Genomic DNA, 26800 nt, shown 5'->3' on the forward strand with positions numbered 1-26800 from the left:
TCCTTTGTCACTTACTAGTATCAGTATAGCAAAATTCTCCACTAACTGCTTAGGAAAGACTTCTTAATCGACATAATCTAGTAAATAGGCATAGCCTTTTTCTTCCATTTGGTCTTTGGGAATAAATCGGATAGAAAGACTATTGATACAGTAGCGCAAGCCACCCTTGTCCTGAGGCCCATCTGTAAAGACATGGCCAAGGTGAGAATCTCCAACTCGACTTCTCACTTCCATGCGCGTCATATTGTAAGACTTATCTTCCTTGTAAGTGACAACATCTGGACTAATTGGTTGGGTGAAACTAGGCCAGCCACAACCAGACTCAAACTTGTCTTTTGATGAAAAGAGGGGTTCGCCAGTTGCCACATCCACATAGATACCAGATTCGAATTTATCCCAGTAGCGGTTTGAAAAAGCTCGTTCTGTTTGATTTTTCTGGGTAACTGCGTACTCCTCAGGTGACAAGGTCTTTTTCAATTCTTCATCGCTTGGTTTAGGATATTTGCTGGCATCAATGACGGGATAGGCAGCTTGATTGACATTTATATGACAGTAGCCATTTGGATTTTTCTTGAGATAGTCTTGGTGATAATCCTCCGCCACCACAAAATTCTTCAAGTTTTCCTTTTCAACTGCCAGAGGTTGGTCATATTTCTTAGCAACTTCATCAAAGACTTGGTTGATTACCTCCAAATCCTTGTCATCTGTGTAATAAACGCCAGTACGATACTGGGTTCCCACATCATTTCCTTGTTTATTTTTGCTGGTTGGATTGATAATGCGGAAGTAATGAAGCAGGATCTCCTTGAGGGAAATTTGATTGGCGTCGTAAGTGACATGGACGGTTTCCGCATGACCTGTTTGGTTAATCAATTCGTACTTGGTTGTTTCCCCTCTACCGTTTGCATAGCCAGAAACGGCATCTGTCACTCCAGGCACGCGTGAGAAGTATTCCTCCACTCCCCAGAAACATCCTCCAGCTAGATAAATTTCGTGCAAGTCTGCGTCTTTACTCACTTCTGTTTTTTTCACTGTTTTTCCTCCTTGGCTAACTGACGCTTTCTCAATTTGCGAGCTGTCTGTCTGCCCTGCATTTCGCATCAATAGAAAATAGAAACCGGTTAGGACTAGGAGAATGACCCCTGCCAAGACAAAAAGTTTTACTTTATCATTCATAGCCTTTCTCTACCCCATTTCTTTCAATTCTTTTAAAATCATTTCCTTATCCATAAAACCTGGTTGCGTTTTGACCAGCTTGCCTTCCTTGTCTATAAAGGCTTGAGTCGGATAAGAACGGACACCATAACTTTCCAAGAGTTTACCTGATGGATCAATTAAAACTGGAAAATTTTTATAATCCAATCCCTTGTACCAATTCTTAAAGTCCGCTTCAGATTGCTCCCCCTTGTGTCCAGGAGACACCACTGTCAAGACCACATAGTCATCACCAGCATCCTTAGCGATTTCATCCGTATCTGGAAGGCTGGCTAGACAGATGGAACACCAAGAAGCCCAGAATTTAAGATAGACTTTCTTGCCCTTGTAATCAGACAAACGATAGGTCTTGCCATCTACACCTGTCAGTTCAAAATCAGCGACTTCCTGACCTTTAGTCGCAGTTTTCGAACTAACTTGTTCTGTTTTGGTTTGCTCCTTCATAGTAGACTCGTCTGCCATGTTTTTAGCCGAACAGGCTGCCAAGCAACAGATTGAGCCTACTCCAAGGAGACATGTTTGCCATTTTTTCATTTCTTTTTCCTCTCTATTCAAATAATGTAGTCAAAATGGAAGCATTTCCCAAAAGAACCAAGATTCCCATCACGATAATGAGGAAACCACCTACTTTTTTGAGGGTTCCGAGATAAGGATGGAGTTTTCGGAAATGTTTCAAAACATAGCTAGAGGCAAGAGCTAGAACCAAAAATGGTAGCGCCAAACCCAGCGTGTAAACCAACATGAGACCAGCACCCTGCAAAGCTCCTGAACCACCTGAAGCCGCCAAGGCCAAAACAGAGCCCAGAACTGGCCCCACACATGGCGTCCAAGCAAAACTAAAGGTCAACCCCAGTAAAAATGCCTGACTATAGCCGTTACCCTTTTGCCCCTGTCTCTTTAATTGTAGTCTTCTTTCCTTGTAAAGCCCCTGCAAATGTAGGACTTCCATCTGGTGTAAGCCCAAGAGAATGATAATCGCACCTGTCACATACTGAAACCAGGAAGCATAAAGCAAATTGCCTAAAAAACCAGCTCCATAACCCAGTAAGATAAAGATAAAAGAAATCCCCGCTATAAAGGCCAAAGTTCGCAATAAACTAACAAGTGAGATTGAAAATTTTCCACTAGAAGCCTGAGCATCATTCTTATCATCCAACAAGACCCCCGCATAGACTGGCAACAAGGGTAAAATACAAGGAGAAAAGAAGGAAAGAATTCCAGCAAGAAAAACACTAATAAAAAAGATTACATTGTCCATTGCCTTCCTCCATTCTTTGATTTGATAGGTCTATTATATCCCCAAAACTCCAGAAAAAACAGGGACAATGATAGGGAAAAATAGGAATTTAATCAGTTTATTTAGAAATCTGGCACAAAAAAAGCCAGACAAGGTCTGACTTTGGTAGAAACAGAAAAGAGAATCACCTGTCCTCCCTACTTATCTGGTAATAAATAAGGTCCGCAACGTAGTCTTTTCTCTCCACACCATTGGCAATGGTTTTTAGATAAGACATTCCCGCTTTTTCCATCACACGGCCTGAAGCTGGGTTGAGACTGGCGTAACGAGCTCTGACTTTTTGAAAGCCTGCTTGAGTAAAACAGAAGTCTAGCACAGCTTTCAAGGCCTCTGTCATCATACCTCGGCCCCAAAAGTTTTTTCCTAAAACATACCCAATTTCACAACTTAAATCTTCCTCGTGCATTTCAATGATGCTGATATCTCCTATCACATGCTCTGGGTTCTCTTTGAGACAAATGGCCCATTTGTAATAGTTGGGATTGGTATAGGATGCAACCCAATTTCGAATCGAGTTCCGAGTCACCTCGACATCAGGATGAGGATCCCAAGAGACATAGATTAGATTCTCAGCAGACGAAGCCCAATTTTGAAACATGGCTTCCGCATCACTCTCCACAAATCTTCTCAAGATTAATCGGTCTGTCTGTAACATTTGCGTACCGATTGCTTTCATAATGTTACCTCGCTTTCTAAGCTTAAGGCTCAAGCTAAAAAGGTCCCCCGGACCTTCCTCGCTTTCTCATTTCCAGGCTCAGGGTAAAAAGGTCCACAGGACTAACTCTCACTTTTTTATTTCAAGGTGAGAGGCTAAAAACCTCCACTGGAGGTTTTTACTCCCAAAAGTCATCAAAGACGGTAATTGGTAGGTGGCGTTTGTGTTGGCCTTTGTGCCACCAGTTTTCGATAGTTGCTTGGGCTTCTGGACTGATGGTTTTGCCTTCAAGGTAGTCGTCAATTTCATTGTAAGTGACTCCCAAGGCTACTTCGTCTGCAAGTCCAGGTTTGTCTTCTTCTAGGTCTGCTGTTGGGATTTTTTCATAAAGAGCTGAGTCTGCACCAAGTTCCTTCAAGAGTTGTTTCCCTTGACGTTTATTGAGGCGATAAAGTGGGAGAATATCTGCACCACCGTCACCAAACTTTGTAAAAAAGCCTGTGATATTTTCCGCAGCATGGTCTGTTCCAATGACGGCTCCGCTATGGGCACCCGCAAGGGCATATTGGGCAATCATACGACTACGAGCTTTAATATTGCCCTTGTTAAAGTCTGAAACAGGACTTCCTGTCGCTTCAACTGCAGCTGTCATAGCATCAGCTGATTCCTTGATATTCACAACCAAGCTGACATCTGGCTGGATGAAAGCAAGAGCTTTTTGAGCATCTGCTTCATCAGCTTGCACTCCATATGGCAGGCGGACAGAAATAAATTGGTAGCTGTCATCTCCTGTCTCTGCTCGCATTTCTTCCATAGCTAATTGCGCCAAGCGCCCTGCCAAGGTTGAGTCCTGACCCCCAGAAATCCCTAGTACAAAGGTTTTAAGGAAAGGATATTTTTTCAAGTATCTCTTTAAAAAGTCAATGGAACGACGAATTTCCTCTTGGGCGTCAATCACTGGTTTGACACCTAGTTGCTGGATAATGACCTCTTGCAAACTCATTCTTCTTCTCCTTCACCAAGGGCTTCTTTGCGCATCTTGTCAATCAAGTCCATTTTGTCCTGCCAAATATCACGCGCCAAGTCCACTGGATAGTGTTGCGGATTGAGTACCCGTTTATACTCATCCCAAAGCTTGTCAAATTCCTTACGAGCATAGGCTTGAATCTCAGTTAAACTAGGCAAGTTGTAAACTAATGTTCCTTCTTTGAAAATTTCCACCAAGAGAGGAACGGCATCAAAATTTCGAACGGTCTTCTTGATGTAAGTATAAGTTGGATGGAACATCTTGATTTCAGTCATGGCGCTCACATCCACACCATCATAAGTAATGTAGTCACCTTCTGACTTGCCTTTTTCACGGCTGGTAATGCGCCATACCTGCTTCTTACCTGGGGTCGATACTTTTTCAGCATTGCTTGAAAGCTTGATGGTATTGCGCATCTTACCAGTTTCATCTTCGATAGCCACAATCTTATAAACTGCCCCAAGAGCTGGCTGATCATAGGCTGTAATCAGCTTGGTACCCACCCCCCAGACATCAATCTTGGCGTGTTGCATTTTGAGGTTAAGGATGGTATTTTCATCGAGGTCATTGGAAGCGTAAATTTTGGCATCTGGATATCCAGCCTCATCTAACTGTTGGCGAACTTTCTTGGAAATATAGGCTATATCCCCTGAGTCGATACGAACGCCTTTAAAATTAATCTTGTCTCCCAGTTCACGAGCTACCTGAATAGCAGCTGGCACACCGATGCGAAGCGTATCATATGTATCTACTAGAAAGACACAGTCACGATGGGTTGAAGCATAGGCCTTAAAGGCCTTATAGTCGTTTCCATAAACCTGTACCAAGGCATGAGCATGAGTACCTAAGACAGGAATACCAAAGAGCTTCCCTGCTCGCACATTGCTAGTCCCGTTGGCTCCACCAATCACGGCTGCGCGTGTTCCCCAGATAGCTGCATCCATTTCTTGCGCACGACGTGTTCCGAATTCCATCAAAGGCTCATCTTCAATGACTGAACGAATACGTGCTGCCTTTGTCGCTATCAAGGTTTGAAAATTAACGATGTTTAAGAGAGCCGTTTCGACCAATTGGCATTGGGCTAGAGGGCCTTCAACTTGAACAATTGGCTCATTAGCAAAAACAAGGTCCCCTTCTTGGGCAGAACGAACCGTCAACTCCAACTTGAGATTGCGGAGGTAGTCTAAAAATGCCCCATGATAGCCAAGCGTCTCCAAGTAGTCAATATCGCTATCTGAAAAGCGCAAGTCTTTAAGATAATGTACAATTCTTTCCAAACCAGCAAAAACTGCATAACCGTTCTGAAAAGGTTGCTGACGGAAGTAAACCTCAAAAACCGCCTTCTTATTGTGAATTCCTTGGTCAAAGTAAACTTGCATCATGTTAATCTGGTACAAGTCCGTGTGCAATGTCAAACTATCATCTGGATACATCTGTTTTCCTTCTTCCTACTTTACAAAGGTATGAACGTATTCTACCACTTTCACACCATCCGATAAATTAGTACTATTATAACACATTTTACTGAGATTGATAAAAAGCTAACAAGCTATTCTCCATTCTCAAGTTCATCCATATCTTGCTCAAACTTTTTTTGAGCCCATTCGCCATAACTTTTAAGGCCGAGATTGCCGATAAAAACCCAAGGAAGGTAAATTAGATAAGTAATAACCCAAGCAGACAAATATTTAACGTTCAGAGGATTGTGCTGATAAATTTCAATATTGAATTGATAATTCTGCAACATCAAAAGAGTCGTAATAGCGAGAGTTACCAGCAAACACCCTATAATTGTAAAATGAAAACGACTATAGTAGTTCACACCCAAATCTCGAGCACGATTGAAAAAGAAGAAAATTCCTAAAAGAAGGGTAACCAGAAGAATATCAGGATTAAAAAGAGCAGGTGCTAATACAGCCACCAGATAGCTTAGCAGAATGAGCCCGATAAACATATAAAAAGACTCTGTCCCAGCTTTGTTAAACAGTTGTTCTTCTCTTTCGTCTAATAATTGATAATAAAAAAATCTATTTTTCATCTTCTTCCTCCCAAAATAGTTGGTCTAATGTTTTGCCTAAGCATCTGCAGATGGACTGGCAAAGGGAGAGACTTGGATTGTATTTCCCAGCTTCAATCAAACCTATAGTCTGCCTAGTAACACCTACAGCCTCTGCCAAATCCCCTTGTGTTAAATCACGCTCTACCCGAGCTAATTTTAATTTTAAATTTTTAGCCACTAGCGTCCTCCTTCACATTTTTAAAAAGTTGCGCTTCTTTTAAAAACATTATACCATATATCTAACTTAATGCAATATATAAATGTCATTTTGTAAGATTTTATTAACAAAAAACTCTCTATCATCTTACATGATAAAGAGTATTCGTTCTTATTTGATACTCAGCTAAGCTCCTCTTCAAAAGATAGAAGTCTAAGTCACAAATCCTTTTGGTAATAGTATCTTTGTCCTGTATAGGGATAGTCTTGCAAGGTAAAGACTTCCTTGTAGCCATGCCTTTTATAAAAATCTGGCGCTTGAAACTGGTAAGTATTCACGAAAGAAAAACGACAGTTTCGATTCTTGGCTTCACTTTCTGCTTGCTGCAGTAGTTTTGAACCAATTCCTTGTCCCCGTAATTCCTCTCTTACAAACAAATATTCGATTTCCAACCAATTTCCGAAAGTCTCAGCTACTAATCCTGCCATGAGATTGCCCTTTTCGTCTTCGACATAAAGATTCAGTGGCTCGCTCTCAGACTCTTCTCTTTTAGAACGATTATAAGCACGAATCAAATCCCCTATTTCTTGCGCTTTATGCGACTCCTTATTTTCCAATCTAACGTGCATTCAAACCTCCTAATAAACTGCTACAGCTTGATTATAGTCTTATTTCGATGGACTGTCAAACTAGAAAAACTCACCAAACAGAGTTGATGAGTTCATGATTTATTTTCTAAATTTCCACTGACTATAAATCCCAAAAACAAGGATCCAGATAGCAGAACCAACTGCCCCCATGAAAGTGGACTCTTGCAAAAAGAGAGTCACAAAAACAAAGACAAAAAAGAGAATGGTTAGGGGATTAAGCAAGCGATACTGAGGCATGAGGTAGCCATCAGCCATGAAGTCTTGAGACTTGCGGTATTTGAGATGGGCCACCATAATCAAGATATAAATAGCGATGTAAACACCTGATGAGGATGCGGTGATCAAAGCAAAGGCATCTGAAACACCTGGTAGCACGTTGATAAAGGCAGCGAGAGCAATCAAGATCGCTGAGGCGATGATGGCATTTTGAGGTACATTGTGGCGAGAAAGGGTATCGACCTTGATGGCCTTTAAGAAACGATTGGGCGAATCATGGGCAATCTGATATAGGTGTCTCCCTGTTGAGTAGAGAGTTGAGTTAAGAGCAGAAGCTGCTGAGGTTAAGACAACAAAGTTGATTAGAGCCGCTGCCCACTTGATCCCCGCAAGTTCAAAGACCGTTACAAATGGAGAATCTGAAGAATTAAGATAAGACCAAGGAATAATGGCCATAATCGCAATAAGAGCTCCCCCATAGAAGAAGATAATTCTGAGAGGAATTTCCTTAACAGCTTTGGGCAAGACCTGACGAGGGTTCTTTGTTTCAGAAGTTGTCACCCCGATAAACTCAATCATCAGATAGGCAAAAAATACCATTTGAAAGGCCATGACAAAGTTCATAACTCCGTTTGGAAAAAGAGAGAACTGGTCGCTGATATTTGCCAAACTTGCAACACCATGGGGTGTCTTAAAGCCTGTCAAAACCATAAAGACCCCAGTGGCGATCATGGCTAAAATCGCCACAATCTTGACCATAGCAAACCAAAACTCGACTTCTCCAAAGAGCTTAACCGCAATCAGATTGACCAAAGCCAAAATCGTTAAAAAGACAAGCTGAATCAGCCAGCTAGGCCAGGTAGGGAACCAGAAGCGGACATAGTCTGAGATGGCAGTGATTTCTGCCATACCGATAAAGACAACTGACAGCCAATAAGACCAAACTGAGAAATATCCCCAGCCTTTCCCCAAATGACGGGTGATAAAGTTGATAAAGGTATGCTGTTCTGGATCCTGATACAGCATCTCTCCAACAGCCCTCATCATCAAAAACATAAAGGCTCCTGTAATCATGTAAATCAGGATGATAGAAGGTCCTGTAAGACTGATAGAGCGACCAGCACCTAGGAAAAGTCCAGTTCCGATTGTTCCCGCAATGGCCATCACCTGAACATGGCGATTGGTTAAACCACGCTCCATTTTATTTTTCTTCTTATTTGAACTCATATAGTCTCCTTTTTATCCAAAAAACCAAAAAGGAGTTGAGCAAGGCAAAACCTTCACTACTCCTTTTTCATTCTATTTAAGCTGTTTTCTCAACCTTTAAGATTTTGACTTCATAGCTACCAACTGGTGTTTCAATCGTTGCAGTATCGCCAGTCTTCTTGCCAATCAAAGCACGACCAATCGGACTTTCATTTGAGACTTTACCAGCAAAAGCATCTGCACCTGCAGAACCGACGATGATGTAGACCTCTTCTTCGTCTTCACCGACTTCTTGGATTGTTACTGTTTTACCGATTGCTACCTCATCTTGGGCAACTGCATCGCTATTAACAATTTCAGCATAACGAATTTTTGTTTCTAGACTTGAAATTTGTCCTTCAACAAAAGCTTGTTCATCTTTCGCTGCTTCATACTCACTATTTTCTGAAAGGTCTCCATAGGAACGAGCAATCTTGATACGCTCTACGACTTCGGGACGACGGACGAGTTTCAACTCCTCTAATTCTTTTTCTAGTTTTTCCTTTTCTTCAAGGGTCATTGGGTAAGTTTTTTCTGCCATTTTTTAACTTTCTTTTCTATTTACTTTTTTAAAACAAAATTATGTGGAAAACCACATAATTTTAGTTTGAACTACTTGCTTGAGGTAACTTGCTATTGATATGCTCTGCAACGTTTTGATCATGTTCTTCTTTTGTTGTTGCAAAGTATACTTTACCATCTTCAACATTGGCTACAAAGTACAAGTACTCACTCTTTGTCTGGTTTACACTTGCTTCAATCGCATCCGAACTTGGGCTATCAACCGGTCCAGGCATGAGGCCAAGGTGTGTGTAAACATTGTATGGTGAATCAATCGTTGTATCAATTCCAGCGTCATCTGCTAAACTAATCTTTTGACCAAGTTTTCCTTGAGCATATAGGATAGCGATATTACTTTGAAGTGGCATACCGGCATTCAAGCGGTTATAGAAGACACCTGCGATTTTCTTGCGGTCTTCGGTCTTAGCTCCTTCTTTTTCGACAAGAGAAGCAATGCTGAGCAATTCATTAACTGTCAGATTCTTTTCTTTGATCGTAGCGTAATATGGTGACATAGCCTTATCCATAGCAGCCACCATCTCATCAATCAAACTTTCAACAGTTGTACTGTCTTTGATTGTATAGGTCGCTGGGAAAAGGTAGCCTTCAAGACGATAACGAACGCCACTATCTTTTGTTGGAAGACTTCCAAGTAGGTTTGGATACTTGGCTACTAATTGTGAGATAAAGGTCTCATCTTGAGCTTTTGCCAAGAAAGCATCCGCAGTAAGAGGTTCTTTAAATTCACCTTGAAGTTGTCCTACTGTTTGAGCGATTTGCTCTAATGTATAGCCTTCTGGAATGGTCAAGTTTGCAAGAACAGGTGCCTGAGCTTCAGGAGTCCCACCTTTTTGCAATTCTTGAATCAACTCATCCGTACTCATACTCTTCTTCAAGTTGTAATAACCTGACTTCAAGTTAGCATGGCTATAGTATTTAGCATAAAGACTAAAGATCAGTCCATGTTTAACCAAACCAGATTTTTCCAAGGTGCTTCCAATTTCTTGAACATTTGCACCGTCTGGGATTTGAACCGTTACGTAATCCTTAGAGCTAGCATCAACAGGTTTCAAGGAATCTTGAACGTAACCATAACCAAAGTAACCACCAACTACAACGAGTACTAGGAGAGCTAAAACTGTTACTAGGCAACCTTTGGCTTTTGATTTTTTCTTTTTCTTAGTTGATGTTGCACCTTGACGACGACTACGACGTGGAGCATCAGCTAATCCACTGCTGGATTCTGTAGAAACAGGCTCTACTCTTTCAGGCATTCCTGGGGTGATTTCCTCTTTCTTGTCTTCTGTTTTATAGGTTACGGCAACCTTAGTCGGAGTATCGTTAAATTCTTTTTCTTCAGATTTAAGCTCAACTGGTTCTACCTTAGGTTGAACGGGTTCCACTACAGGTTCTTCAGCCAGATGAATAGGCTCTACTAGAGGTTCTTCAGATTCTACAACTTCAATCTTATCAATGATTGGCTGTCTAATCTCTTTCTCTTCTTGGTCATCCGTTTCATCAGTTCTAGCACTTGAAAGTGGAGGAACACTTGGTGCATTTTTTAGGATTTTATCGACAACAGATAGGGAATCAGCCATCAACTCTTCTGTTGATGTTTCTGGTTCAAGATCTGAAGGAGTTGCTGAACTAGCTTGAGATGATGAAGCCGTCAGATTTGGAATCTCTACTTCTTTCTCTCTTCTATCTTGTTCTTTTACTCTTTCTAAATCACGTAGAATCTGCTCTTTAAAGCTTAATTTTTCTTCTTCTCTTGATTTTTCAGTCAAAAGCATTACCTCCTTGTTGACAATCCATAATATTATATCTTAAAAGTCGTAGAAAAGCAACCAACTAGGGCATTCCCTAGCTAGTTTTATTGATTTTCAGGCTGCCAGACCATATCATACCATGTTTCCCCAGCAAAGTTTGACTGGGATATTCCTTCATTAACAAAGCCATGTTTTTCGTAATAGGCGATAAGGTAATCATGACACGTCAAGTTAATGCCCTCTCGCTCATATTCTAAAGCGACTTCTTTCAGAGTCTTTAATAGTCTTTTCCCTACCCCCAAAGCTTGTGCTTCCTTGGCAATAGATAGGCAAGTCACAGAAATATAACCTCCAGGTTGATGGCTATAGTCTTTTATTTCTTCTGTAAAAGACTGATCATCTAGATGGCGGTGTGGGACGACTGGACCTTCGATATAACCAAGAATACGCCCCTCTTTTTCAGCTAAAAGAAAACTGGTCTGAATTTCCCGCAAATGCGCCTCAAAGACCGAACGAGGAATAGCTTCTTCAAGGGAAAAATTCTCCAGCTCTATCTCTATAATCCGATCTAAATCCGAAAATCTTGCTTGTCTGATTTTCATATTTCCTCCTGATAAAAAGGATTGGCCCAAATCAGATACCATTCAGAACCACTGCAAAAATGACTCTCTGTCACTTCTTCTTCAACAAAGCCATTCATTTCAAAATATGATAGTAGTTCATCAGGACTCTGCAAAAGAATACCTTGATAATCTAGTTCGACTGTCACCTGTTTCAAGGCTGCAAGAAGAAGAGTTCCCAGCCCCTGTCCCCAATGGTCAGGATGAATGGTCAATAATTTTATTTCTATCCATTTGGGATGAATAGACTGAGCATCTCCCAAAACATAGCCTAGGAGCTGATTTTCATCCCCAGCTACAAGAAAGGTACCCGCAGACTTGCGGATACTCTCTTCTAAGGATTGGCGGCTAAGTGTCTCTTCTGATGAAGGATTGGCTTCTTCAATCGCCAACATTTCTTCTAAATCTGATAGGGTAGCTTGCCTTATTGTGATTGGAATTTCCATCTGTTTTCCTTATTGGACGTTGCTTGTCAAGTTAGACAAGAGACGTTCAAATGAATATTCATAGGTTTGGATGTCTCCAGCACCCATAAAGACATAAACAGCATTATCATGGTCTAGGAGTGGAGAAACATTTTCAACAGTGATAACCTGGTGTTTCTTGTTAATTTTATTGGCTAAGTCTTCTACTTTGACATCACCATGGTCCACCTCACGAGCTGATCCATAGATTTGCGCTAGGTAGACGGCGTCTGCTTGATTCAATGCATGGGCAAATTCGTCCAACAAGGCAATGGTTCTTGTAAAGGTATGCGGTTGGAAGACTGCCACGATTTCTTTGCTTGGGTATTTTTGACGAGCCGCATCCAAGGTTGCAATGATTTCTGTTGGATGGTGGGCAAAGTCATCAATGATTACTGTATCATTGACAATTTTTTCAGTGAAACGACGCTTAACACCTGCAAAAGTTTTCAAGTGTTCACGGACCAAGTTCAAATCAAATCCAGCTGTGTAAAGAAGACCAATAACAGCTGTCGCATTCATGATATTGTGACGACCAAAGGTTGGAATGTGGAATTGACCCAATTCTTGTCCACGGAAGTGAACGGTGAAGGTTGAACCAGTCGTAGAACGAAGGAGATCGCTAGCTACAAAGTCATTGCCCTCAGCTTCAAAACCATAGTAATAGATTGGAGCATTGGCTGTGATCTTACGCAACTCAGGATCTTCACCGTATACAAACAAACCTTTGGTAATTTGTTTGGCATAGTCGTTAAAGGCATTGAAAACATCCTCTAGACTTGTAAAGTAGTCTGGATGGTCAAAGTCAATGTTGGTGATGATAGAGTATTCTGGGTGGTAAGGCATGAAATGACGCTCATATTCGTCTGATTCAAAGACAAAATATTTGGCATTAGCTGAACCACGACCTGTCCCGTCTCCAATCAAGAAGCTGGTGTCTGTGATATGAGACAAGACGTGAGACAGCATACCTGTTGTTGAAGTTTTGCCATGAGCTCCTGCCACTCCCATGCTGACAAAATCGCGCATAAAGCTACCTAGGAATTCATGGTAACGTTTGTAGCTGATACCGTTTTGATCTGCATAGGCGATTTCAACGTTGTTATCTGGACGGAAGGCATTCCCCGCGATAATCTCCACATCACCTTGTAGGTTCTTTTCATCAAAAGGAAGAATCGCAATCCCTGCCTGCTCTAGTCCACGTTGAGTAAAGTAGTATTTTTCAACGTCTGAACCTTGAACCTTGTGTCCCATTTGGTGCAACATCAAAGCTAGGGCACTCATCCCTGATCCTTTAATTCCAATAAAATGATATGTTTTTGACATGCTTTTCTCCCCTACTCAGTAATTCTTGTCAGATTCAACTCTTGGGCAACCTGACGTTCCTGTTCTGTTTGCTTATTCTTTTTATTATAGATTTGACTCTTCTTTAGAAAATCATAGTTGTTCTTGTTAGCTTTTTCCGTTTGGGTTTTCGGAGTTGGATTCGCCACTTGGCCAACCTCCTCAGCTAAGATATAGTGAGACTGGCTCAAGTTTTTACTAAATTTGGCAAACTCACCTGGATTTTCCTTTTGAAATGGTGCTGTTAGTTTGTTTCCTTGACGAACAAGTGTTGAACCATTGTGTCGTCTAGTATGACTAACATCCTGAGTCAAATATTTAGCTGAACGTTTCCTCTTCAGATCCGCTCGCGCCTCTTCTCGAGCCAATTCAGCATAGGTTTTTTCAACTTTTTTAGGTTCTGAGCTTGGCTTTGACTCCTTATTAACCACTGGAGAAACTACGGTTTCTTCCTCATTGATAGGAGACCATTCCAAATAGTTCTTATCGCGGTAATCACCTTTGATATTGCTAATAAAGTCTGACTCATCGTACAAGTCCATGACTGGCATTTTAGTCAGCATGATCTCATCATCTGACACCAATGGAAATCGATCTTGTTTCATTTTGTATTTCCTTTCAACACTTCATTATAGCGTATTGTCTTGATTTTTCAAGTGCTGGCTTCAGAAATTCCCAAAATTTCACGAATTTCTGCCAGACTGAGACTCGCACGCGACTCCGTACCATCTAAAACTTGGGAAACCAAATGTTTCTTTTGTTCTTGAAGTTCTTGGATTTTTTCTTCAATGGTCCCCTTGGTAATCAAACGATAGACCTCGACCATCTGCTCCTGCCCCATGCGGTGAGCTCTTCCGATAGCCTGGGCTTCGACAGCGGGATTCCACCAAAGGTCAACTAAAATAACCGTATCAGCTCCCGTTAGATTGAGACCAACACCACCCGCCTTAAGGGAGATGAGAAAGGCATCTCTCTCCCCTTGGTTAAAGGCCTTGGTCATCTCCTGTCTGTCATGAGCAGGAGTTGAACCTGTGATTTTGAAGGAGGTCAAGCCCAAGACTGGGAGTTCTTGCTCGATTTTTTCCAACATTCCTTTGAACTGGGAGAAAATCAAGACCCGATGCCCACCATCAGCCACTTGTAGCAATAAATCTCGGAGACTATCGAGTTTACCACTGGCTCCCTGGTAATCGTCCATGAAGAGGGCAGGCGTATCGCAGATCTGGCGCAATCGCATGAGACCAGATAAGATTTCTACCCGACTTCTTTGGAATTCTTGATCTGTCACTTGCGCTAGGCGGTCTCGCATCTGTTGCAACTGGGCGAGATAGATGGCCTTCTGTTGGTCTTCCAGTTCATTTTTATAGACGACTTCGATCAGATCAGGCAGTTCTGTAAGAACTTCTTCTTTCTTACGCCTCATGACGAAAGGCTTGATAAACTGCGCGACTCGGTCAGCCGGTAATTTCATAAACTCCTTTTTACTTGGTAAGAGCCCCGGTAGCACAATTTGGAAGATAGACCACAACTCTCCTAAATGATTTTCGATGGGCGTACCCGACAAAGCAAAGACTGCTGGCACCACAAACTGGCGCAAACTCTGAGCAATCTTAGTCTGGGCATTTTTCATGACCTGGGCCTCATCTAAGAAGAGAAAATCAAAAGCTATCTCTTGATAAAGCTCGCTGTCTTGACGAAAGGTGGCATAGCTAGTCACATAGATTTGGTGATTTTCAGAAAGAATTGCTTCTCGATTCGCTTTCAAACCATGAACGACAGCCAAATCCAACTGTGGTGCAAATTTCCTGAATTCATCTGCCCAATTGTAGATTAAACCTGACGGCGCTAAAATCAAGATCCGACTGTCTTCTGTCACCTGACTGGTCAAAAAAGCGATGGTTTGCAATGTTTTTCCCAGTCCCATATCATCTGCCAGAATGCCACCAAAGCCATAGTGATGAAGCATCTGGAGCCAACGGACTCCCTTTTCCTGATAGTCTCTCAAACTCGCCTGCACCCGTATATCTCCCAAAGGAAAATCCTCTGGATGAGTCAAATCATGAGCTAAATGCTGAAATTCTTCCGAGAAGGAGATCCTGTCTCGACCTTCAAAAAGCTGAGAAAGGCTATAAGCTAGAGATTTTCGCGCTTGGAAAGAACCATCTTTTAGCTCAACCCCCAGTTCCTGCAAATTTTGACGAATCTGCTTGGTTTCCTCATCAAAAAAGTACACTTGGTCAGAAGAACTGATATAGAAATCCTGATTGCTGGTCAGGGCTTTAAGAGCTTGATCAATCTCTTCTTGGGCAATCCCTTGGAAATCAAACTGAATCTCCAACAGTCCTCCCTTGGACTCAATCTGAACCTGAGGAGCTTGGACGCTGTAGAGCTGATTGATTTCATCAGATAAGAAGACCTGACCCAACTTCTCAAAAGCTGGAATCGTACGGTGAAAGAAAGAATAAACTGCCTCTGGCTTCAAAGCCTGTCTCCAAGACTGAAAATCAGCCTCAAAACCAGCCCCTAAACAGACTTGAAATAGCTGGTTTTCCAAGACGGCATCACTTGAAAATGGTAATTGTTCCAGCTGTTGACGACTAGTCACCTTAACATCTCCATAGTCAAACTGGATATCCAAGCGGATGCGGCCGTCATCCTCCCTATCAAAGTAAAAGATTGATGAAAAGGGTCTGATTTGCAAGCGCTCGGGGGCAGACACTGTTCCTAGCTGTCCAAACAAAGACAAACAGGCGGCTAGGCGATCACGATCACTGTTGTCAAACTGGAGGCATTTTCTCCCTCTCTCCTCCTGAGGAAGCTCCTTGATTTCCTTTAGGAGGCTGATTTGTTTAGGGTTTAAGAGATAAAGATTCCCCTTACGAAAGAGAACCGCTCCCCCATAGAATACGTTAACTCGCTCACTTTCAGAAATCTTCATCTCAAAATAATCGGGATACTCCTGCAATGAAAAAGAGAACAGTTTTGCATCGGGATCTAAATCATGAAAGAGAAGATTTTCATAACTAGTAATCTGGTGTTCGAAATGAAAATTCTCCAAGTTCATCAGCAACTCCACTCCCTGCTCAAAAAAGGTCAGAGGGAAAAAGAGGTGACGACCTTGATTGGGGAAAAAGAGCTCTTGACTCAGTCCCTCATCAATCAAGCCACATAAAAAAGTAAGAACTTCTTGACTAGCTGTATCAAAAGCATCCCAAGACAAGTCATTTTCATAGTGTTTCCCAATCATATATGGCTTTCGATGGACTAAGACCTTCAAAAAGAGAGGAATATCACGGATGACATAATATTTTTGACTATCAACTAAACCGATTCGGAGTGTCCAAAGGAGGCGATTGGTTCCAGCTTCTACCTGACCTTGAGCCGACAAAGTGTAGATTTTTTCTCGCTTCTGAGGTTGGATCCGCTCCAAAAAACTACCGCCAAAACTAACCTTGGTTTCGACCTCTTCTTGCTCTTCATGTCCTTTTTCTAAGGCTTGTAAAATCACCTGGCCTTCTTCATCATTTTTCAGATAATGCTCGAGCGCTGCGAGGTGAACACAGTAACCTCTTTTTTGGAAAAAATCGCAAGCACAAAAAACCAGATCATCCTCTAAACTGTAGCGCAAGTCTTCTCCCGCCACACGAGTATAGAGGCGATTCCCTTTTTCCTTGATAATCTCAATGTCGCCTGTTTCATAGAGTGTAACACCCTCCATGCGCAACTTCCCCGGAATCAATTTAGCCATAGTTACCCCTTTATCTTATCTTTTCATTATACCACATTTTCCCCTATGAAAATAGCCTTCTAGGAAGACTTTTCTCCTAGAAGGCTGGATTTTTAAAGTGTAGCAAAAGTGGTCACGATGCGTTGGCAAACCTCTTCCAGTACTGACTTCGGCATAGCCACATTGAGGCGGGCATGAAGAGTTCCCTCCTCTCCAAAGTCCAAACCTCGGTTCAAGATAACCTTGGCTTCATTCTTCAAAAGCTCTTGCAAGCGGTCATCCGTTAGGTCATAGGCTGAAAAATCAAGCCAAATCAAGTAGGTACCTTGTGGTTTCATGACCTTAATCTTGGTTTCGTTGCCCAAAATATCCACTACATAGTTAATGTGGTCCTCGATGACTTCTTTTAACTCTCCTAACCAGTCCTTACCATAACGGTAGGCAGCTTCTGTCGCCAAATACCCCAAGCCTGAGATTTCATGCTGGTTATTGGCCAACTGGCGTTTTTGGAAAGCCACACGAAGCTTGGGATTTTCAATAACTGCATAGGAATTCTTGGTCCCAGCAATATTAAAGGTCTTAGTGGCACTGCTCAAGATAAGGGCGAAGTCTTTAAAAGCAGGATCAATGGTGTTAAAAGACTGGTGTTTGTGACCAAAGAGTGCCAAATCTTGGTGAATCTCATCTGAAACAAGCAAAACACCGTGTCTTTGGCAGAGATGACCAATCTTTTCTAACACTTCCTTTTCCCAAACACGTCCACCAGGATTGTGGGGATTGCAAAGGATATAAAGCTTCACATCCTCTTCCACCAATTCCTTCTCCAACTGGTCAAAGTCAATCTCAAACAGCCCATCCTTTTCCACCAAAGAATTGGTAATCAATCTGCGATTGTTCAGTTTGACACTGCGGGCAAAAGGAGGATAGACCGGTGTGTTAATCAGAACAGCCTCTCCCTCTTTTGTAAAGGCTTGAATGGCTGTTGAGATGGCTGGTACCACTCCCTCGATAAAGACGAGGGCATCCTTGTCAAAGCGATAGCCGTGTTGACTGGCTTCCCAATCCTGAACCGACTCAATCAAAGCATCGCTAGCATAGGTATAGCCATAGACCAACTGATCTGCGTAGGCTTGTACAGCTTGTCGAACCTCAGGCAAAACCACAAAGTCCATATCTGCTATCCAGGCTGGTAGAACTTCTCGGTCAGCTTCTGCTTCTTTCCATTTATAGGTATGGTGCCCAAAACGATTGGGCAGACTTGTAAAATCATATTTCCCCATATCTGTCTTATCCTTCCAAAGCTTGGCGCAAGTCCGCAATCAAATCTCTAGCATCCTCAATCCCAATGGATAAACGCAAGAGGTCATCTGTTAAGCCATAGGAATGGCGCACTTCTGCTGGAATATCCGCATGGGTTTGAGTCGTCGGATAGGTGATCAGACTCTCCACCCCACCCAAACTTTCCGCAAATGAAAAGACCTTCAAGCTATTTAAAATATGAGGAATACGTTTTTCATCCACTACTTTAAAGGAAATCATACCCCCACGTCCAGTATAGAGCACTTCCTTGACAGCAGGTGAATCCTTCAAAAAAGCAACCACTTCTTGGGCATTGGCTGTAGAACGCTCCATACGAAGAGGCAGGGTTTTGAGACCACGAATCAACTGATAACTATCAAATGGTGATAAGACCGCACCAGTCGTATTCAAATTGTAGAACAGTTGCTCATATAGTTCTAAACTATTAGTCACAACCACCCCAGCTAAGACATCATTGTGCCCTGCTAGATACTTGGTTGCTGAATGAAGAACGATATCCGCACCGTCTTCAATCGGACGTTGGTAAATCGGACTGTAGAAGGTATTGTCCACCACTACCTTGGCACCCTTGGCATGAGCTAGTTTGGCTAGTTTGGCAATATCAAATTCCAACATCAAGGGATTGGTTGGTGTTTCAATATAGAGAACATCCACATCTTTCTCCAACTCAGCAATTAACTCTTCTTCTGTATTGGCATAGGTAAAATGGAAACGGCCTTCTTGCTCGACTTGATTGAACCAACGGAAAGAACCCCCATACAGATCGCGTACAGCCAAGACTTTACTTCCTACTGGAAAAACACTAAAAGCCAGTACAATCGCAGCCATTCCTGAGCTTGTCGCTAGGGCATAATCTGCTGATTCGATTGCCGCCAAAACCTCCTCCGCCTTACTGCGAGTTGGGTTTTTGGTACGAGTATAGTCAAATCCCGTAGACTGACCGAACTCTGGATGCTGATAAGTGGTTGAAAAATGAAGCGGTGTTACCAAGGCACCTGTAGCCTCATCTGACTTGATCCCAGCCTGGGCCAAAATTGTGTTGATGTGTAGTTCTTTGCTCATACAATACCTCCAAATCTATAGTAACTATTGTACCACTTATTTTTACTAACTCATTTTCTTGTTTTCAAGAGCTAGTTATAGTTTCAAACTATATAAAAACGATAGTTCCTTGAGAAACTATCGTTTTTCCTGTTGAATAGACTGGTTATTTAACGTGTTTTGCCAGTTCTTCTTGGGCTTTTTTATTTGATTCTTCTTTTTCTTTCAGCCATTTTTCTTTAGCTTTTTCATACTCATCAGCCGTTACAGTCTTATCTTGTAACTTGAGATACTTGTATGATTCGACACCCTTATTTCCAGCTTGTGAGAATGGTGATGAGAATGGAACTGTCTTTCTCAAGGTCGGTGTCCCACCCTGAGAAACGTTTGGAATTGCAAGGGCGCTATCAACGAGCCAAGCTTGAATTTCAGCATATTTTTCATAACGTTTTGCTGGATCTTGCTCCTTGTTCGCTTCTTCTAACATTTGAGTGTAAGTATCCAGACCAACTGCCTTAGCCTTGTCATTGACCTCACCTGGTTCTAGACCAAGATTTTGCAACATACCGCCGTTATTGACATTTAGGATATCTAGATAGCTTGATGGATCCAAGTAGTCCGCACTCCAACCGCCATTATAGATATCAAAGTCTTTTTGAGCTGCAGTTTGAGCGAGGTAGCTAGAGTTGTTAAACTCATCTGTTGATATCTGTTGGATATCGATAACCACATTCTCAGCTCCTAGAACAGATTCGATGGATTGTTTCAAAGAACTTGCTTCAAGTACACCTTTTTTAGCTGATTGGTCAACTGATACATCCAAGTGGATTGGGAATTGCACACCCTTAGCTTCCAATTCTTTCTTAGCTTCCGCAAATTTAGCCTTAGCTTTATCAGGATTGTAGTATGGATCTTGCGCGTCCGCAAAGTTGATTCCTTGCCATTCTTGGCCATAGTTGACCATCTTTTCTGAAACAACATCGCCAAAGTCTTTTCCGTTGATACTTACAAATGTTGGAGGTACAACCAAATTACGAATAATCTTCGTTGCTCCGTCCTCCCCTTGAGATTGTGCTCCATAGGCAGTACGGTTATAAGCATAGTTGAAGGCTTGACGGAAGTTTTTATTCAGAACTGCTTCTTGGGTTGATTTCTTTTCGATATCTGAGGACTTAGAAGTGAAGTTATAAGATTTTCTGTCCAAGTTGAAGTTCAAGTAATAAGAAGTTGCATTTTGCATACTATAGATGATGTTATCCTTGTTCTTCTCTTTAATGCCTTCAAAGCTTGAGCTATTTGGATAGAGACGCGCGTAGCTATAGACTCCTTCTACAAAGTTACGTGCTAGTGCATCTTGGTCACTACCATCATAATAGGCCAATTTCACACCATCCACAAAGACATTTTTTTCATCCCAGTAGTTGGGATTTTTCTTGAATTCGATAACAGATTTTGAAACAAAAGATTTCATCAAGAAAGGTCCATTGTACAAAATACTAGAAGGGTCTACCTTACCAAAGTCATCCCCTTTTGATTTTAAGAAATCTGCATTGACAGGGAAGAGAATGGTTGAAGTTGTTTTAGAATTCCAATAAGATTCTGGACGTGTCAAAGTGTACTGAACTGTTTGGTCGTCAATCGCCTTGACACCGACAGTTGAAAAGTCAGTTGTTTTCCCGTTGATATAGTCATCCAAACCTGCTACAGAGTCTTGAACCAGGTACAAGGCTTCGGATTTTTTATCAGCAGCATATTTCAAACCTGTCACAAAGTCTTGGGCCGTTACAGGGGCGTATTCTTCACCCTCATAAGTATACCATTTTGCATCCTTACGCAATTTGTAAGTATAGGTCAAACCGTCCTGAGAAACAGTCCAATCCTCTGCCAATGATGGAACATAATTACCGTATTGGTCATTTTCCATCAACCCATCCACCAAATTGGTCACGATGTCATTGGTTGTTGCACGGTTTTCTGCAAGATAGTTCAAACTAGATGGATCGCTCGAATAAACATAGTTATATGTTTTAGAAGCGCTACTTGAATTTCCACATGCGCTCAGTAGAATACCAGCGCTTAACACGACACTTGCAAGTGTCAGATACTTGGCCTTAGACTTTTTCATTTCCAGAACCTCCTGTTTAAAAGTTTTGTCTTATTATACAGCTTTGGTTTTATTTAGTCAAGTGATTTCTGAAGAAAAACTTAAAAAAGCATATTTTTTGCTCTTGATTTTAGAAAAAGTTCTCTTTTTTTAAGAAAAATGTAGTATAAAAACCTTTCTGTTAAAGAAAGGTTAAATTCATTACTTTTATTTATAAATCTTTTTACGATATTTTCAATCGTGTACGTAGTCGGTCTGCTTGAGCTTTGCCGATTATCTTGTCCAAGAGTCGTGTCCGTAGGCTCATCAAACCATAAAGACCTCCTCCAATCCCTCCGATGAGAGCCACATAAAGGAAACTCCAGAAACGCCCACTTGGTTGGAAGACAAAACCGAGTAGCCACTGCAAGAAGCCAACTAGGATAAACATGACAAGGGTCAAGATGGTAATCAAAATGGTTCTCTTCAAGATTATCTTTCGACGAGCACCCGTTACCTGGCAGATGTCACGGTACATCAAGACATTCGGAATAATCAAGCCGATAGTCGTTGAGATCAAGGGACCGTAGCTGTGGAAAATAGCTATGGTTGGCAATTGCAAGACGATCTTAGCAATGGAACCATAGACAAAGTAAAGAACTGCCTTGCGGTTTCGGAACATGGCCTGAAGCATAGGAGACAAGACCATATACAAGCCTAGGATAGTAGACTGCAAAACTGCAAAGACAAATAAACCCATGGCCAAACTATCTGGCTTACCGTAAAAGACTGTATAAAGAGGCTCCCCTACCATGACCACTCCAACCGTTGCCGGCAGTAGAAATAAGAAGAGCATGGTGAGGCTATCTTGGACTAGGCGAGCCGCCGCCTGCAAGTCACCTTTTACATAGTTTTCCGTCAACAGCGGCAAGCCGACACTCCCAATTGAAACTCCCACAGAGATTAAAATCATAGTAATTTTATTAGGATTGGCTGAGAAATAAGAAAACATGACAACCAAGTCTTCATTGCTGTAGTTGGTAAACCACTTCATACTATTGATAAAGGTCATCTGGTCTAAAATCTGGAAGAGCTGGATGGCTGATCCTGTCAGGATAAAGGGAATGGCTTCCTTGATCGTATCGACTAAGAGTCGCTTACTATTGATCTTATCCCGTGTTTCAAAAACTCTTTTAAGCAAACCTTCTTGGGCAAGGAAGTAGATCAAAACTGCAAAACTTGCTACCATCCCCACAAAGGCTGCAAAGGTCGATTGGGTAACGGCTGATAAGTAGTCACCAGAACCCATCTTCATAATGAAGAAGGTTGCCATCAACATCCAGATAACACGGATCACCTGCTCGGCGATTTGACTCATAGCATAGGGTTTGAGGTTATTCATCCCTTGGAAGAAACCTCGGATGACACTCATAGACGGGAAAATCAAGACCGCCCAAGCCAAGCTCTGCATGATGGGAATCAGGTCTTTCCCCACACCTGACAAATCTGCTAACCAAGGAGAAAAGAGATACAAGACCAAAGCAAAGACTATGCCTAAGCCCGTCATAAAGCTTAGGAAACTCCGAATCAAGGCAAAGCTATGCTCTTCTTCTCGCATGGTATTGTACTTAGCCACTTGTTTGGCGACCGCAACTGGGATACCCGCTGTCGAAATCAGCAAGAACCAGGCGTAAATATTGTAGCCCATGGTAAAGAGACCATTGGCCTTGGCAGCATAGGTCCCCATCCAAATATACCAGGGAATAATGTAGATAGCCCCAAGGAGGCGACTAATAAAGTTACTAGCTGTTAGCCAAGCAGTCCCTCGCAACATCTGGGCCTGCTGGTGATTGTTTTCGTTAGACATAGCTTCCTCATTCAATTTTGATAACTAGGAAATTTTCCTCATCTTCCATTATAAACTTTTCCTTGTTACTTGTAAAATTCAGACTTTCGGTTTACAATAGAAAGTATGATAAAGATTGAAACCGTATTAGATATATTAAAGAAAGATAGTCTCTTCCGTGAGATTATCGACCAAGGACACTACCACTACAACTACAGTGAAGTTGTTTTTGACAGCATCAGTTATGACAGCCGAAAAGTAAAAGAAGGCACTCTTTTTTTTGCAAAAGGTGCTGCCTTTAAAAAAGAATACCTCCTATCCGCTATAACGCAAGGATTAGCTTGGTATGTCGCAGAAAAGGACTACGAAGTCGGTATCCCCGTCATCGTTGTGAACGATATCAAGAAAGCCATGAGTTTGATTGCTATGGAATTTTATGGTAATCCGCAAGAGAAACTAAAAATTCTCGCTTTCACAGGGACAAAAGGAAAGACAACATCTGCTTACTTTGCTTACCACATCCTATCTCAACGCTACCCAACAGCTCTCTTGTCAACTATGAATACAACTCTAGATGGCAAGACCTTCTTTAAATCTTCCTTCTCAACACCTGAAAACATCGATCTTTTCGACATGATGGCTCAGGCTGTTAAGAATGGAAGAACCCATCTTGTAATGGAAGTCTCTAGCCAAGCCTATCTTGTTCATCGAGTCTATGGCCTGACCTTTGATGTAGGTGTCTTTCTTAACATCACTCCTGACCATATCGGTCCGATTGAGCATCCAAGCTTTGAAGATTACTTCTACCACAAACGTCTCTTGATGAAAAATAGCCGAGCAGTTGTCATTAATAGCGACATGGACCATTTTTCTGTATTGAAAGAACAAGTGGAAGATCAAGAACATGACTTCTATGGTAGCCAGTCAAGTAACCAAATCGAGAACTCCAAAGCCTTTAGCTTTTCCGCTACAGGTAAACTCGCTGGTGATTATGATATCCAACTCATCGGCCACTTTAACCAAGAAAATGCCGTTGCTGCAGGACTTGCCTGTCTTCGTCTAGGTGCCAGTCTTGAAGATATCAAAAAAGGGATCGCTGCAACCCGCGTCCCTGGACGTATGGAAGTTCTCACTCAGAAAAATGGAGCCAAGGTCTTCATCGACTACGCCCACAATGGTGACAGTCTGAAAAAACTGATTTCTGTTGTTGAAACTCATCAAACTGGAAAGATTGCTCTGGTTCTCGGTTCGACTGGAAACAAGGGTGAAAGTCGTCGCAAAGACTTTGGACTCCTCCTCAATCAACACCCTGAGATTCATGTCTTTCTCACCGCTGATGACCCCAACTATGAGGATCCAATGGTCATTGCTGAAGAAATCAGTAGCTATATCAGTCATCCTGTTGAAAAGATTGCCGATCGTGAACAAGCCATCAAGGCGGCCATGGCCATCACAAATCAAGAACTCGATGCCGTGATTATTGCAGGCAAGGGAGCTGATTGTTACCAAATCGTCCAAGGAAAGAAAGAAGACTATCCTGGAGACGCAGCTATCGCAGAACGTTATCTATAAAAAAAATCAAGGGAAACATTCCCTTGATTTTTTTAGTCTTCTTTTTTAAATGAATTTTTAAGACCTTCAACGGCACCTTCTACAGCACCTTTAGCATCTTCTACAACTTCTTTTGCTTTGGCAACTGTTTTTTCTACAGTGCCTTCTGCTTCTGTCTTGCTATCGCCAGTAACTTTACCAAATCCTTCTTTGATAGCACCAGTTGCTTGATCCAATTTATTTTCAAGTGACATAGTTCTGTCTCCTTTGCTTTTAATACGATAAACGTTATCGCTTACATTTAGTTTATGCTTATTCTTTAGTAAAGTCAAACAATCTGCTCAAAATGAAGCAATTAAGGTAAATAGAAAATCAACCGTTCCTTGTCGAAATCAACAGCCAACTCATACTTCCCTTCTTCGTTTTGCACAATATAGCCTAAGACGACTAGACTCTCAACGAAAATATCACGGCGTTTCTGCATCAGCTGGTCTTTTTTGAGAAACTTCAGTAAAAAGGTCGTCATATATTTGAGGGCATACTCAGGGTTAACATCTCCTAAAATATCATAGAGTTTCTGCTGTTTTTCTGTCAAAGGATATTGGTGCTTGACCTTGTAGAAATAGTTGGATAGGGTCATCTTTTCTCTTGCAAAGTCCGTACCTTCGACTAAAATGGCAGCATTAGTTTGATTGCGTAATTCTGTCTCATAAGTCTTCTCCAGCAAGGCTTGATAGACTGGGCTGTCCTCTCTGATAAAAATCTCTTGGTCAAGGGATAGATTACCTATCGATTCTAGAAAAGGGAGATTAAGGGAATAACGTTTGTTTTCCCTTAGGATCAAGCCTGCCTTGATAAACTCTTCCATGAGCTTATCAACTGCTACATCTGGAAACTGAGCCTTAATTTCTCGGAGGATCACATCATCATGCTGGTCCAGATAGTCCACCAAATCTATAAAAAATGGCTGTCGAGTCAAACGAGATGGGTTAAAAATCTGAATCATGAAGATTCCTTTCTTTACATTCTAAAAGAGGGGATGCTGCTAGTTGACTAGGATTGGTCCCTGGCTGATTCAGAGGCACAGGAAATTTGAGTTTCCTGTAATATTCCCTCCAAAAATCACTAATCTCCTGCTCCCCATCACCAAATTTCATGGGAATAGTTTCAAAAATCGGTAGGATTTCAGCGATATACTGGGAGCAATAAAAGCCATTCCCATCCGGATAAAAAGAGGCATTATAGGGTGCACCCAAATGTTTGCTAGCTCTCTCCTTTACCAAGTCAGCTTCCAGCTCTGGATAGACATAAAGATCGTAGAGATGAGTTGGTTCAAAAAATTCAGCCGGTTCTTGACAAATGACACCAGCTTGTCCACTAGCATGGTAAATGAAACCGTCCAAAAAGATGGCTACATGACTATAGTTCCCAGTAGAATCCTGGATAGCCTGACCCATATCTGAAAGGTCCTTCACAAAAATCAAATCGCCATTTTCTAACATCTTTCTCTCCTAGAAAAAAAGGAGCCGAAACCCCTTTAGCTATATGGAAAACACCGTTTTCTCGTGTCAATCTCCAGTCAAATAATTACCATTTAAATAATTCATTAACTATATTATAAGAATCACTCTAGCTGAAAATAATAAAGCAGACCCAAACTTCCAAAAGACAGAGCTAAGTATAGGATTCCTATTTGCAATCCATACAAATGCCAAAAACTACCACTAACTAAAATAAAAATCGATGTTTCAGCAACGAGGCGATGCCATTTTTTAAAAGCATGTGGAGATTTTGGTGCCATATATCGCGCCCAAAATAAGATTAATAGAACTGCTAGAAGAAAAAATAGGAATTTTTCCAGCCAAGAAATTTGTATCACAGATACGGAGAAAAGACCAAGGATTGCCACAACCTCAACCAAAAAGCGCAGTCCTTCAATCAATCGCATCATGC

Annotated in this window: 26 protein-coding genes; 1 reads left to right on the forward strand and 25 read right to left on the reverse strand. The window is 41.7% G+C overall.

Annotated elements, in window-relative coordinates:
• Positions 1-63: 63 nt before the first annotated feature.
• The 21 genes from msrB to EL140_RS06585 all read right to left on the reverse strand — a co-directional run bounded on the left by msrB (position 64) and on the right by EL140_RS06585 (position 23317).
• Positions 64-1176, reverse strand: a complete 1113-nt coding sequence (gene msrB, locus EL140_RS06485) for a peptide-methionine (R)-S-oxide reductase MsrB (protein ID WP_000998589.1) — start codon at positions 1174-1176, stop codon at positions 64-66.
• Between the two features lie 9 nt (positions 1177-1185).
• Positions 1186-1749, reverse strand: a complete 564-nt coding sequence (locus tag EL140_RS06490) for a redoxin family protein (RefSeq protein ID WP_000759247.1) — start codon at positions 1747-1749, stop codon at positions 1186-1188.
• Between the two features lie 13 nt (positions 1750-1762).
• The gene (gene ccdA2 / locus EL140_RS06495; RefSeq protein ID WP_000370907.1) at positions 1763-2473 is read right to left on the reverse strand and encodes a thiol-disulfide oxidoreductase-associated membrane protein CcdA2; all 711 of its coding nucleotides are present in this window, start codon (positions 2471-2473) and stop codon (positions 1763-1765) included.
• Positions 2474-2636: 163 nt separating this feature from the next.
• Positions 2637-3188, reverse strand: a complete 552-nt coding sequence (locus EL140_RS06500) for a GNAT family N-acetyltransferase (protein WP_000643822.1) — start codon at positions 3186-3188, stop codon at positions 2637-2639.
• A 157-nt stretch (positions 3189-3345) separates the two neighbouring features.
• Positions 3346-4170: an ammonia-dependent NAD(+) synthetase gene (gene nadE / locus EL140_RS06505; protein ID WP_000058069.1), complete on the reverse strand. Its 825-nt coding sequence runs from the start codon at positions 4168-4170 to the stop codon at positions 3346-3348.
• Positions 4167-5627 (reverse strand): nicotinate phosphoribosyltransferase, encoded by a 1461-nt coding sequence (locus tag EL140_RS06510; RefSeq protein WP_000283151.1) that lies wholly within the window; start codon positions 5625-5627, stop codon positions 4167-4169. The genes nadE and EL140_RS06510 overlap by 4 nt, the downstream gene beginning before the upstream one ends.
• Positions 5628-5743: 116 nt before the next feature.
• Positions 5744-6232, reverse strand: coding sequence for a DUF6773 family protein (locus EL140_RS06515; protein WP_000797142.1), 489 nt, complete (start codon positions 6230-6232; stop codon positions 5744-5746).
• On the reverse strand, positions 6222-6431 hold the full coding sequence (locus tag EL140_RS06520; RefSeq protein WP_001107502.1) for a helix-turn-helix transcriptional regulator: 210 nt from the start codon (positions 6429-6431) through the stop codon (positions 6222-6224). The genes EL140_RS06515 and EL140_RS06520 overlap by 11 nt, the downstream gene beginning before the upstream one ends.
• A gap of 197 nt (positions 6432-6628) precedes the next feature.
• Positions 6629-7039, reverse strand: coding sequence for a GNAT family N-acetyltransferase (locus EL140_RS06525; RefSeq protein ID WP_000558476.1), 411 nt, complete (start codon positions 7037-7039; stop codon positions 6629-6631).
• A 99-nt stretch (positions 7040-7138) separates the two neighbouring features.
• Entirely contained in the window at positions 7139-8503 is a 1365-nt protein-coding gene (locus EL140_RS06530; protein WP_000097708.1) for an amino acid permease, read from the reverse strand.
• 76 nt (positions 8504-8579) lie between these two features.
• Complete coding sequence (gene greA / locus EL140_RS06535; RefSeq protein WP_000818766.1) at positions 8580-9062, reverse strand: transcription elongation factor GreA; 483 nt, start codon at positions 9060-9062, stop codon at positions 8580-8582.
• A gap of 61 nt (positions 9063-9123) precedes the next feature.
• Positions 9124-10875: an endolytic transglycosylase MltG gene (gene mltG / locus EL140_RS06540; RefSeq protein WP_000927562.1), complete on the reverse strand. Its 1752-nt coding sequence runs from the start codon at positions 10873-10875 to the stop codon at positions 9124-9126.
• A gap of 80 nt (positions 10876-10955) precedes the next feature.
• A complete protein-coding gene (locus tag EL140_RS06545) occupies positions 10956-11453 on the reverse strand; it encodes a GNAT family N-acetyltransferase (RefSeq protein ID WP_000702420.1) in 498 nt (165 codons plus the stop codon).
• Positions 11450-11917: a GNAT family N-acetyltransferase gene (locus EL140_RS06550; RefSeq protein WP_000405314.1), complete on the reverse strand. Its 468-nt coding sequence runs from the start codon at positions 11915-11917 to the stop codon at positions 11450-11452. The genes EL140_RS06545 and EL140_RS06550 overlap by 4 nt, the downstream gene beginning before the upstream one ends.
• Before the next feature lie 9 nt (positions 11918-11926).
• Entirely contained in the window at positions 11927-13261 is a 1335-nt protein-coding gene (gene murC, locus EL140_RS06555) for a UDP-N-acetylmuramate--L-alanine ligase (RefSeq protein WP_000048081.1), read from the reverse strand.
• Positions 13262-13272: 11 nt separating this feature from the next.
• Positions 13273-13884: a divisome accessory protein ZapJ gene (locus tag EL140_RS06560; protein ID WP_000806748.1), complete on the reverse strand. Its 612-nt coding sequence runs from the start codon at positions 13882-13884 to the stop codon at positions 13273-13275.
• Positions 13885-13931: 47 nt separating this feature from the next.
• Positions 13932-17027 (reverse strand): pilus expression-regulating Snf2 family helicase, encoded by a 3096-nt coding sequence (locus tag EL140_RS06565; RefSeq protein WP_001096256.1) that lies wholly within the window; start codon positions 17025-17027, stop codon positions 13932-13934.
• A gap of 92 nt (positions 17028-17119) precedes the next feature.
• Positions 17120-18286, reverse strand: coding sequence for a MalY/PatB family protein (locus tag EL140_RS06570; RefSeq protein ID WP_000521334.1), 1167 nt, complete (start codon positions 18284-18286; stop codon positions 17120-17122).
• A 7-nt stretch (positions 18287-18293) separates the two neighbouring features.
• Positions 18294-19388 (reverse strand): cystathionine gamma-synthase, encoded by a 1095-nt coding sequence (locus EL140_RS06575; RefSeq protein WP_000031946.1) that lies wholly within the window; start codon positions 19386-19388, stop codon positions 18294-18296.
• Between the two features lie 145 nt (positions 19389-19533).
• Positions 19534-21492, reverse strand: a complete 1959-nt coding sequence (locus tag EL140_RS06580) for a peptide ABC transporter substrate-binding protein (protein WP_000748538.1) — start codon at positions 21490-21492, stop codon at positions 19534-19536.
• Between the two features lie 202 nt (positions 21493-21694).
• Positions 21695-23317, reverse strand: coding sequence for a putative polysaccharide biosynthesis protein (locus EL140_RS06585; RefSeq protein WP_000064195.1), 1623 nt, complete (start codon positions 23315-23317; stop codon positions 21695-21697).
• Positions 23318-23422: 105 nt separating this feature from the next.
• Between EL140_RS06585 and EL140_RS06590 the strand changes: the two genes are divergently transcribed.
• Positions 23423-24868 carry a UDP-N-acetylmuramoyl-L-alanyl-D-glutamate--L-lysine ligase gene (locus EL140_RS06590; RefSeq protein WP_000590327.1) on the forward strand — a complete coding sequence of 482 codons (1446 nt, stop codon included), beginning with the start codon at positions 23423-23425 and terminating at the stop codon, positions 24866-24868.
• A gap of 32 nt (positions 24869-24900) precedes the next feature.
• Here the strand turns inward: EL140_RS06590 and EL140_RS06595 are convergent, their stop codons facing one another.
• The 4 genes from EL140_RS06595 to EL140_RS06610 form a co-directional block, all read right to left on the reverse strand.
• Entirely contained in the window at positions 24901-25101 is a 201-nt protein-coding gene (locus EL140_RS06595; protein ID WP_000051179.1) for a CsbD family protein, read from the reverse strand.
• Between the two features lie 101 nt (positions 25102-25202).
• A complete protein-coding gene (locus tag EL140_RS06600; RefSeq protein ID WP_000614477.1) occupies positions 25203-25853 on the reverse strand; it encodes a DUF1803 domain-containing protein in 651 nt (216 codons plus the stop codon).
• On the reverse strand, positions 25837-26349 hold the full coding sequence (locus EL140_RS06605) for a YiiX/YebB-like N1pC/P60 family cysteine hydrolase (protein ID WP_000892233.1): 513 nt from the start codon (positions 26347-26349) through the stop codon (positions 25837-25839). The genes EL140_RS06600 and EL140_RS06605 overlap by 17 nt, the downstream gene beginning before the upstream one ends.
• Positions 26350-26471: 122 nt before the next feature.
• Complete coding sequence (locus tag EL140_RS06610) at positions 26472-26798, reverse strand: DUF2568 domain-containing protein (RefSeq protein WP_000985025.1); 327 nt, start codon at positions 26796-26798, stop codon at positions 26472-26474.
• Between the last annotated feature and the right edge of the window lie 2 nt (positions 26799-26800).

The organism is Streptococcus oralis ATCC 35037 (assembly GCF_900637025.1).
GTDB lineage: Bacteria > Bacillota > Bacilli > Lactobacillales > Streptococcaceae > Streptococcus > Streptococcus oralis.

What these genes read in the sequence shown, in the direction of transcription:
- EL140_RS06605 (WP_000892233.1), bottom strand. Translation starts at nt 26,349, where the DNA reads ATGTTAGAAAATGGCGATTTGATTTTTGTGAAGGACCTTTCAGATATG.
- EL140_RS06510 (WP_000283151.1), bottom strand. Translation starts at nt 5,627, where the DNA reads ATGTATCCAGATGATAGTTTGACATTGCACACGGACTTGTACCAGATT.
- greA (WP_000818766.1), bottom strand. Translation starts at nt 9,062, where the DNA reads ATGGCAGAAAAAACTTACCCAATGACCCTTGAAGAAAAGGAAAAACTA.
- EL140_RS06565 (WP_001096256.1), bottom strand. Translation starts at nt 17,027, where the DNA reads ATGGCTAAATTGATTCCGGGGAAGTTGCGCATGGAGGGTGTTACACTC.
- EL140_RS06490 (WP_000759247.1), bottom strand. Translation starts at nt 1,749, where the DNA reads ATGAAAAAATGGCAAACATGTCTCCTTGGAGTAGGCTCAATCTGTTGC.
- EL140_RS06610 (WP_000985025.1), bottom strand. Translation starts at nt 26,798, where the DNA reads ATGATGCGATTGATTGAAGGACTGCGCTTTTTGGTTGAGGTTGTGGCA.
- EL140_RS06515 (WP_000797142.1), bottom strand. Translation starts at nt 6,232, where the DNA reads ATGAAAAATAGATTTTTTTATTATCAATTATTAGACGAAAGAGAAGAA.
- EL140_RS06595 (WP_000051179.1), bottom strand. Translation starts at nt 25,101, where the DNA reads ATGTCACTTGAAAATAAATTGGATCAAGCAACTGGTGCTATCAAAGAA.
- EL140_RS06585 (WP_000064195.1), bottom strand. Translation starts at nt 23,317, where the DNA reads ATGTCTAACGAAAACAATCACCAGCAGGCCCAGATGTTGCGAGGGACT.
- EL140_RS06545 (WP_000702420.1), bottom strand. Translation starts at nt 11,453, where the DNA reads ATGAAAATCAGACAAGCAAGATTTTCGGATTTAGATCGGATTATAGAG.
- EL140_RS06570 (WP_000521334.1), bottom strand. Translation starts at nt 18,286, where the DNA reads ATGGGGAAATATGATTTTACAAGTCTGCCCAATCGTTTTGGGCACCAT.
- nadE (WP_000058069.1), bottom strand. Translation starts at nt 4,170, where the DNA reads ATGAGTTTGCAAGAGGTCATTATCCAGCAACTAGGTGTCAAACCAGTG.
- ccdA2 (WP_000370907.1), bottom strand. Translation starts at nt 2,473, where the DNA reads ATGGACAATGTAATCTTTTTTATTAGTGTTTTTCTTGCTGGAATTCTT.
- EL140_RS06590 (WP_000590327.1), top strand. Translation starts at nt 23,423, where the DNA reads ATGATAAAGATTGAAACCGTATTAGATATATTAAAGAAAGATAGTCTC.
- msrB (WP_000998589.1), bottom strand. Translation starts at nt 1,176, where the DNA reads ATGAATGATAAAGTAAAACTTTTTGTCTTGGCAGGGGTCATTCTCCTA.
- EL140_RS06600 (WP_000614477.1), bottom strand. Translation starts at nt 25,853, where the DNA reads ATGATTCAGATTTTTAACCCATCTCGTTTGACTCGACAGCCATTTTTT.
- murC (WP_000048081.1), bottom strand. Translation starts at nt 13,261, where the DNA reads ATGTCAAAAACATATCATTTTATTGGAATTAAAGGATCAGGGATGAGT.
- EL140_RS06550 (WP_000405314.1), bottom strand. Translation starts at nt 11,917, where the DNA reads ATGGAAATTCCAATCACAATAAGGCAAGCTACCCTATCAGATTTAGAA.
- EL140_RS06560 (WP_000806748.1), bottom strand. Translation starts at nt 13,884, where the DNA reads ATGAAACAAGATCGATTTCCATTGGTGTCAGATGATGAGATCATGCTG.
- mltG (WP_000927562.1), bottom strand. Translation starts at nt 10,875, where the DNA reads ATGCTTTTGACTGAAAAATCAAGAGAAGAAGAAAAATTAAGCTTTAAA.
- EL140_RS06525 (WP_000558476.1), bottom strand. Translation starts at nt 7,039, where the DNA reads ATGCACGTTAGATTGGAAAATAAGGAGTCGCATAAAGCGCAAGAAATA.
- EL140_RS06575 (WP_000031946.1), bottom strand. Translation starts at nt 19,388, where the DNA reads ATGAGCAAAGAACTACACATCAACACAATTTTGGCCCAGGCTGGGATC.
- EL140_RS06580 (WP_000748538.1), bottom strand. Translation starts at nt 21,492, where the DNA reads ATGAAAAAGTCTAAGGCCAAGTATCTGACACTTGCAAGTGTCGTGTTA.
- EL140_RS06530 (WP_000097708.1), bottom strand. Translation starts at nt 8,503, where the DNA reads ATGAGTTCAAATAAGAAGAAAAATAAAATGGAGCGTGGTTTAACCAAT.
- EL140_RS06500 (WP_000643822.1), bottom strand. Translation starts at nt 3,188, where the DNA reads ATGAAAGCAATCGGTACGCAAATGTTACAGACAGACCGATTAATCTTG.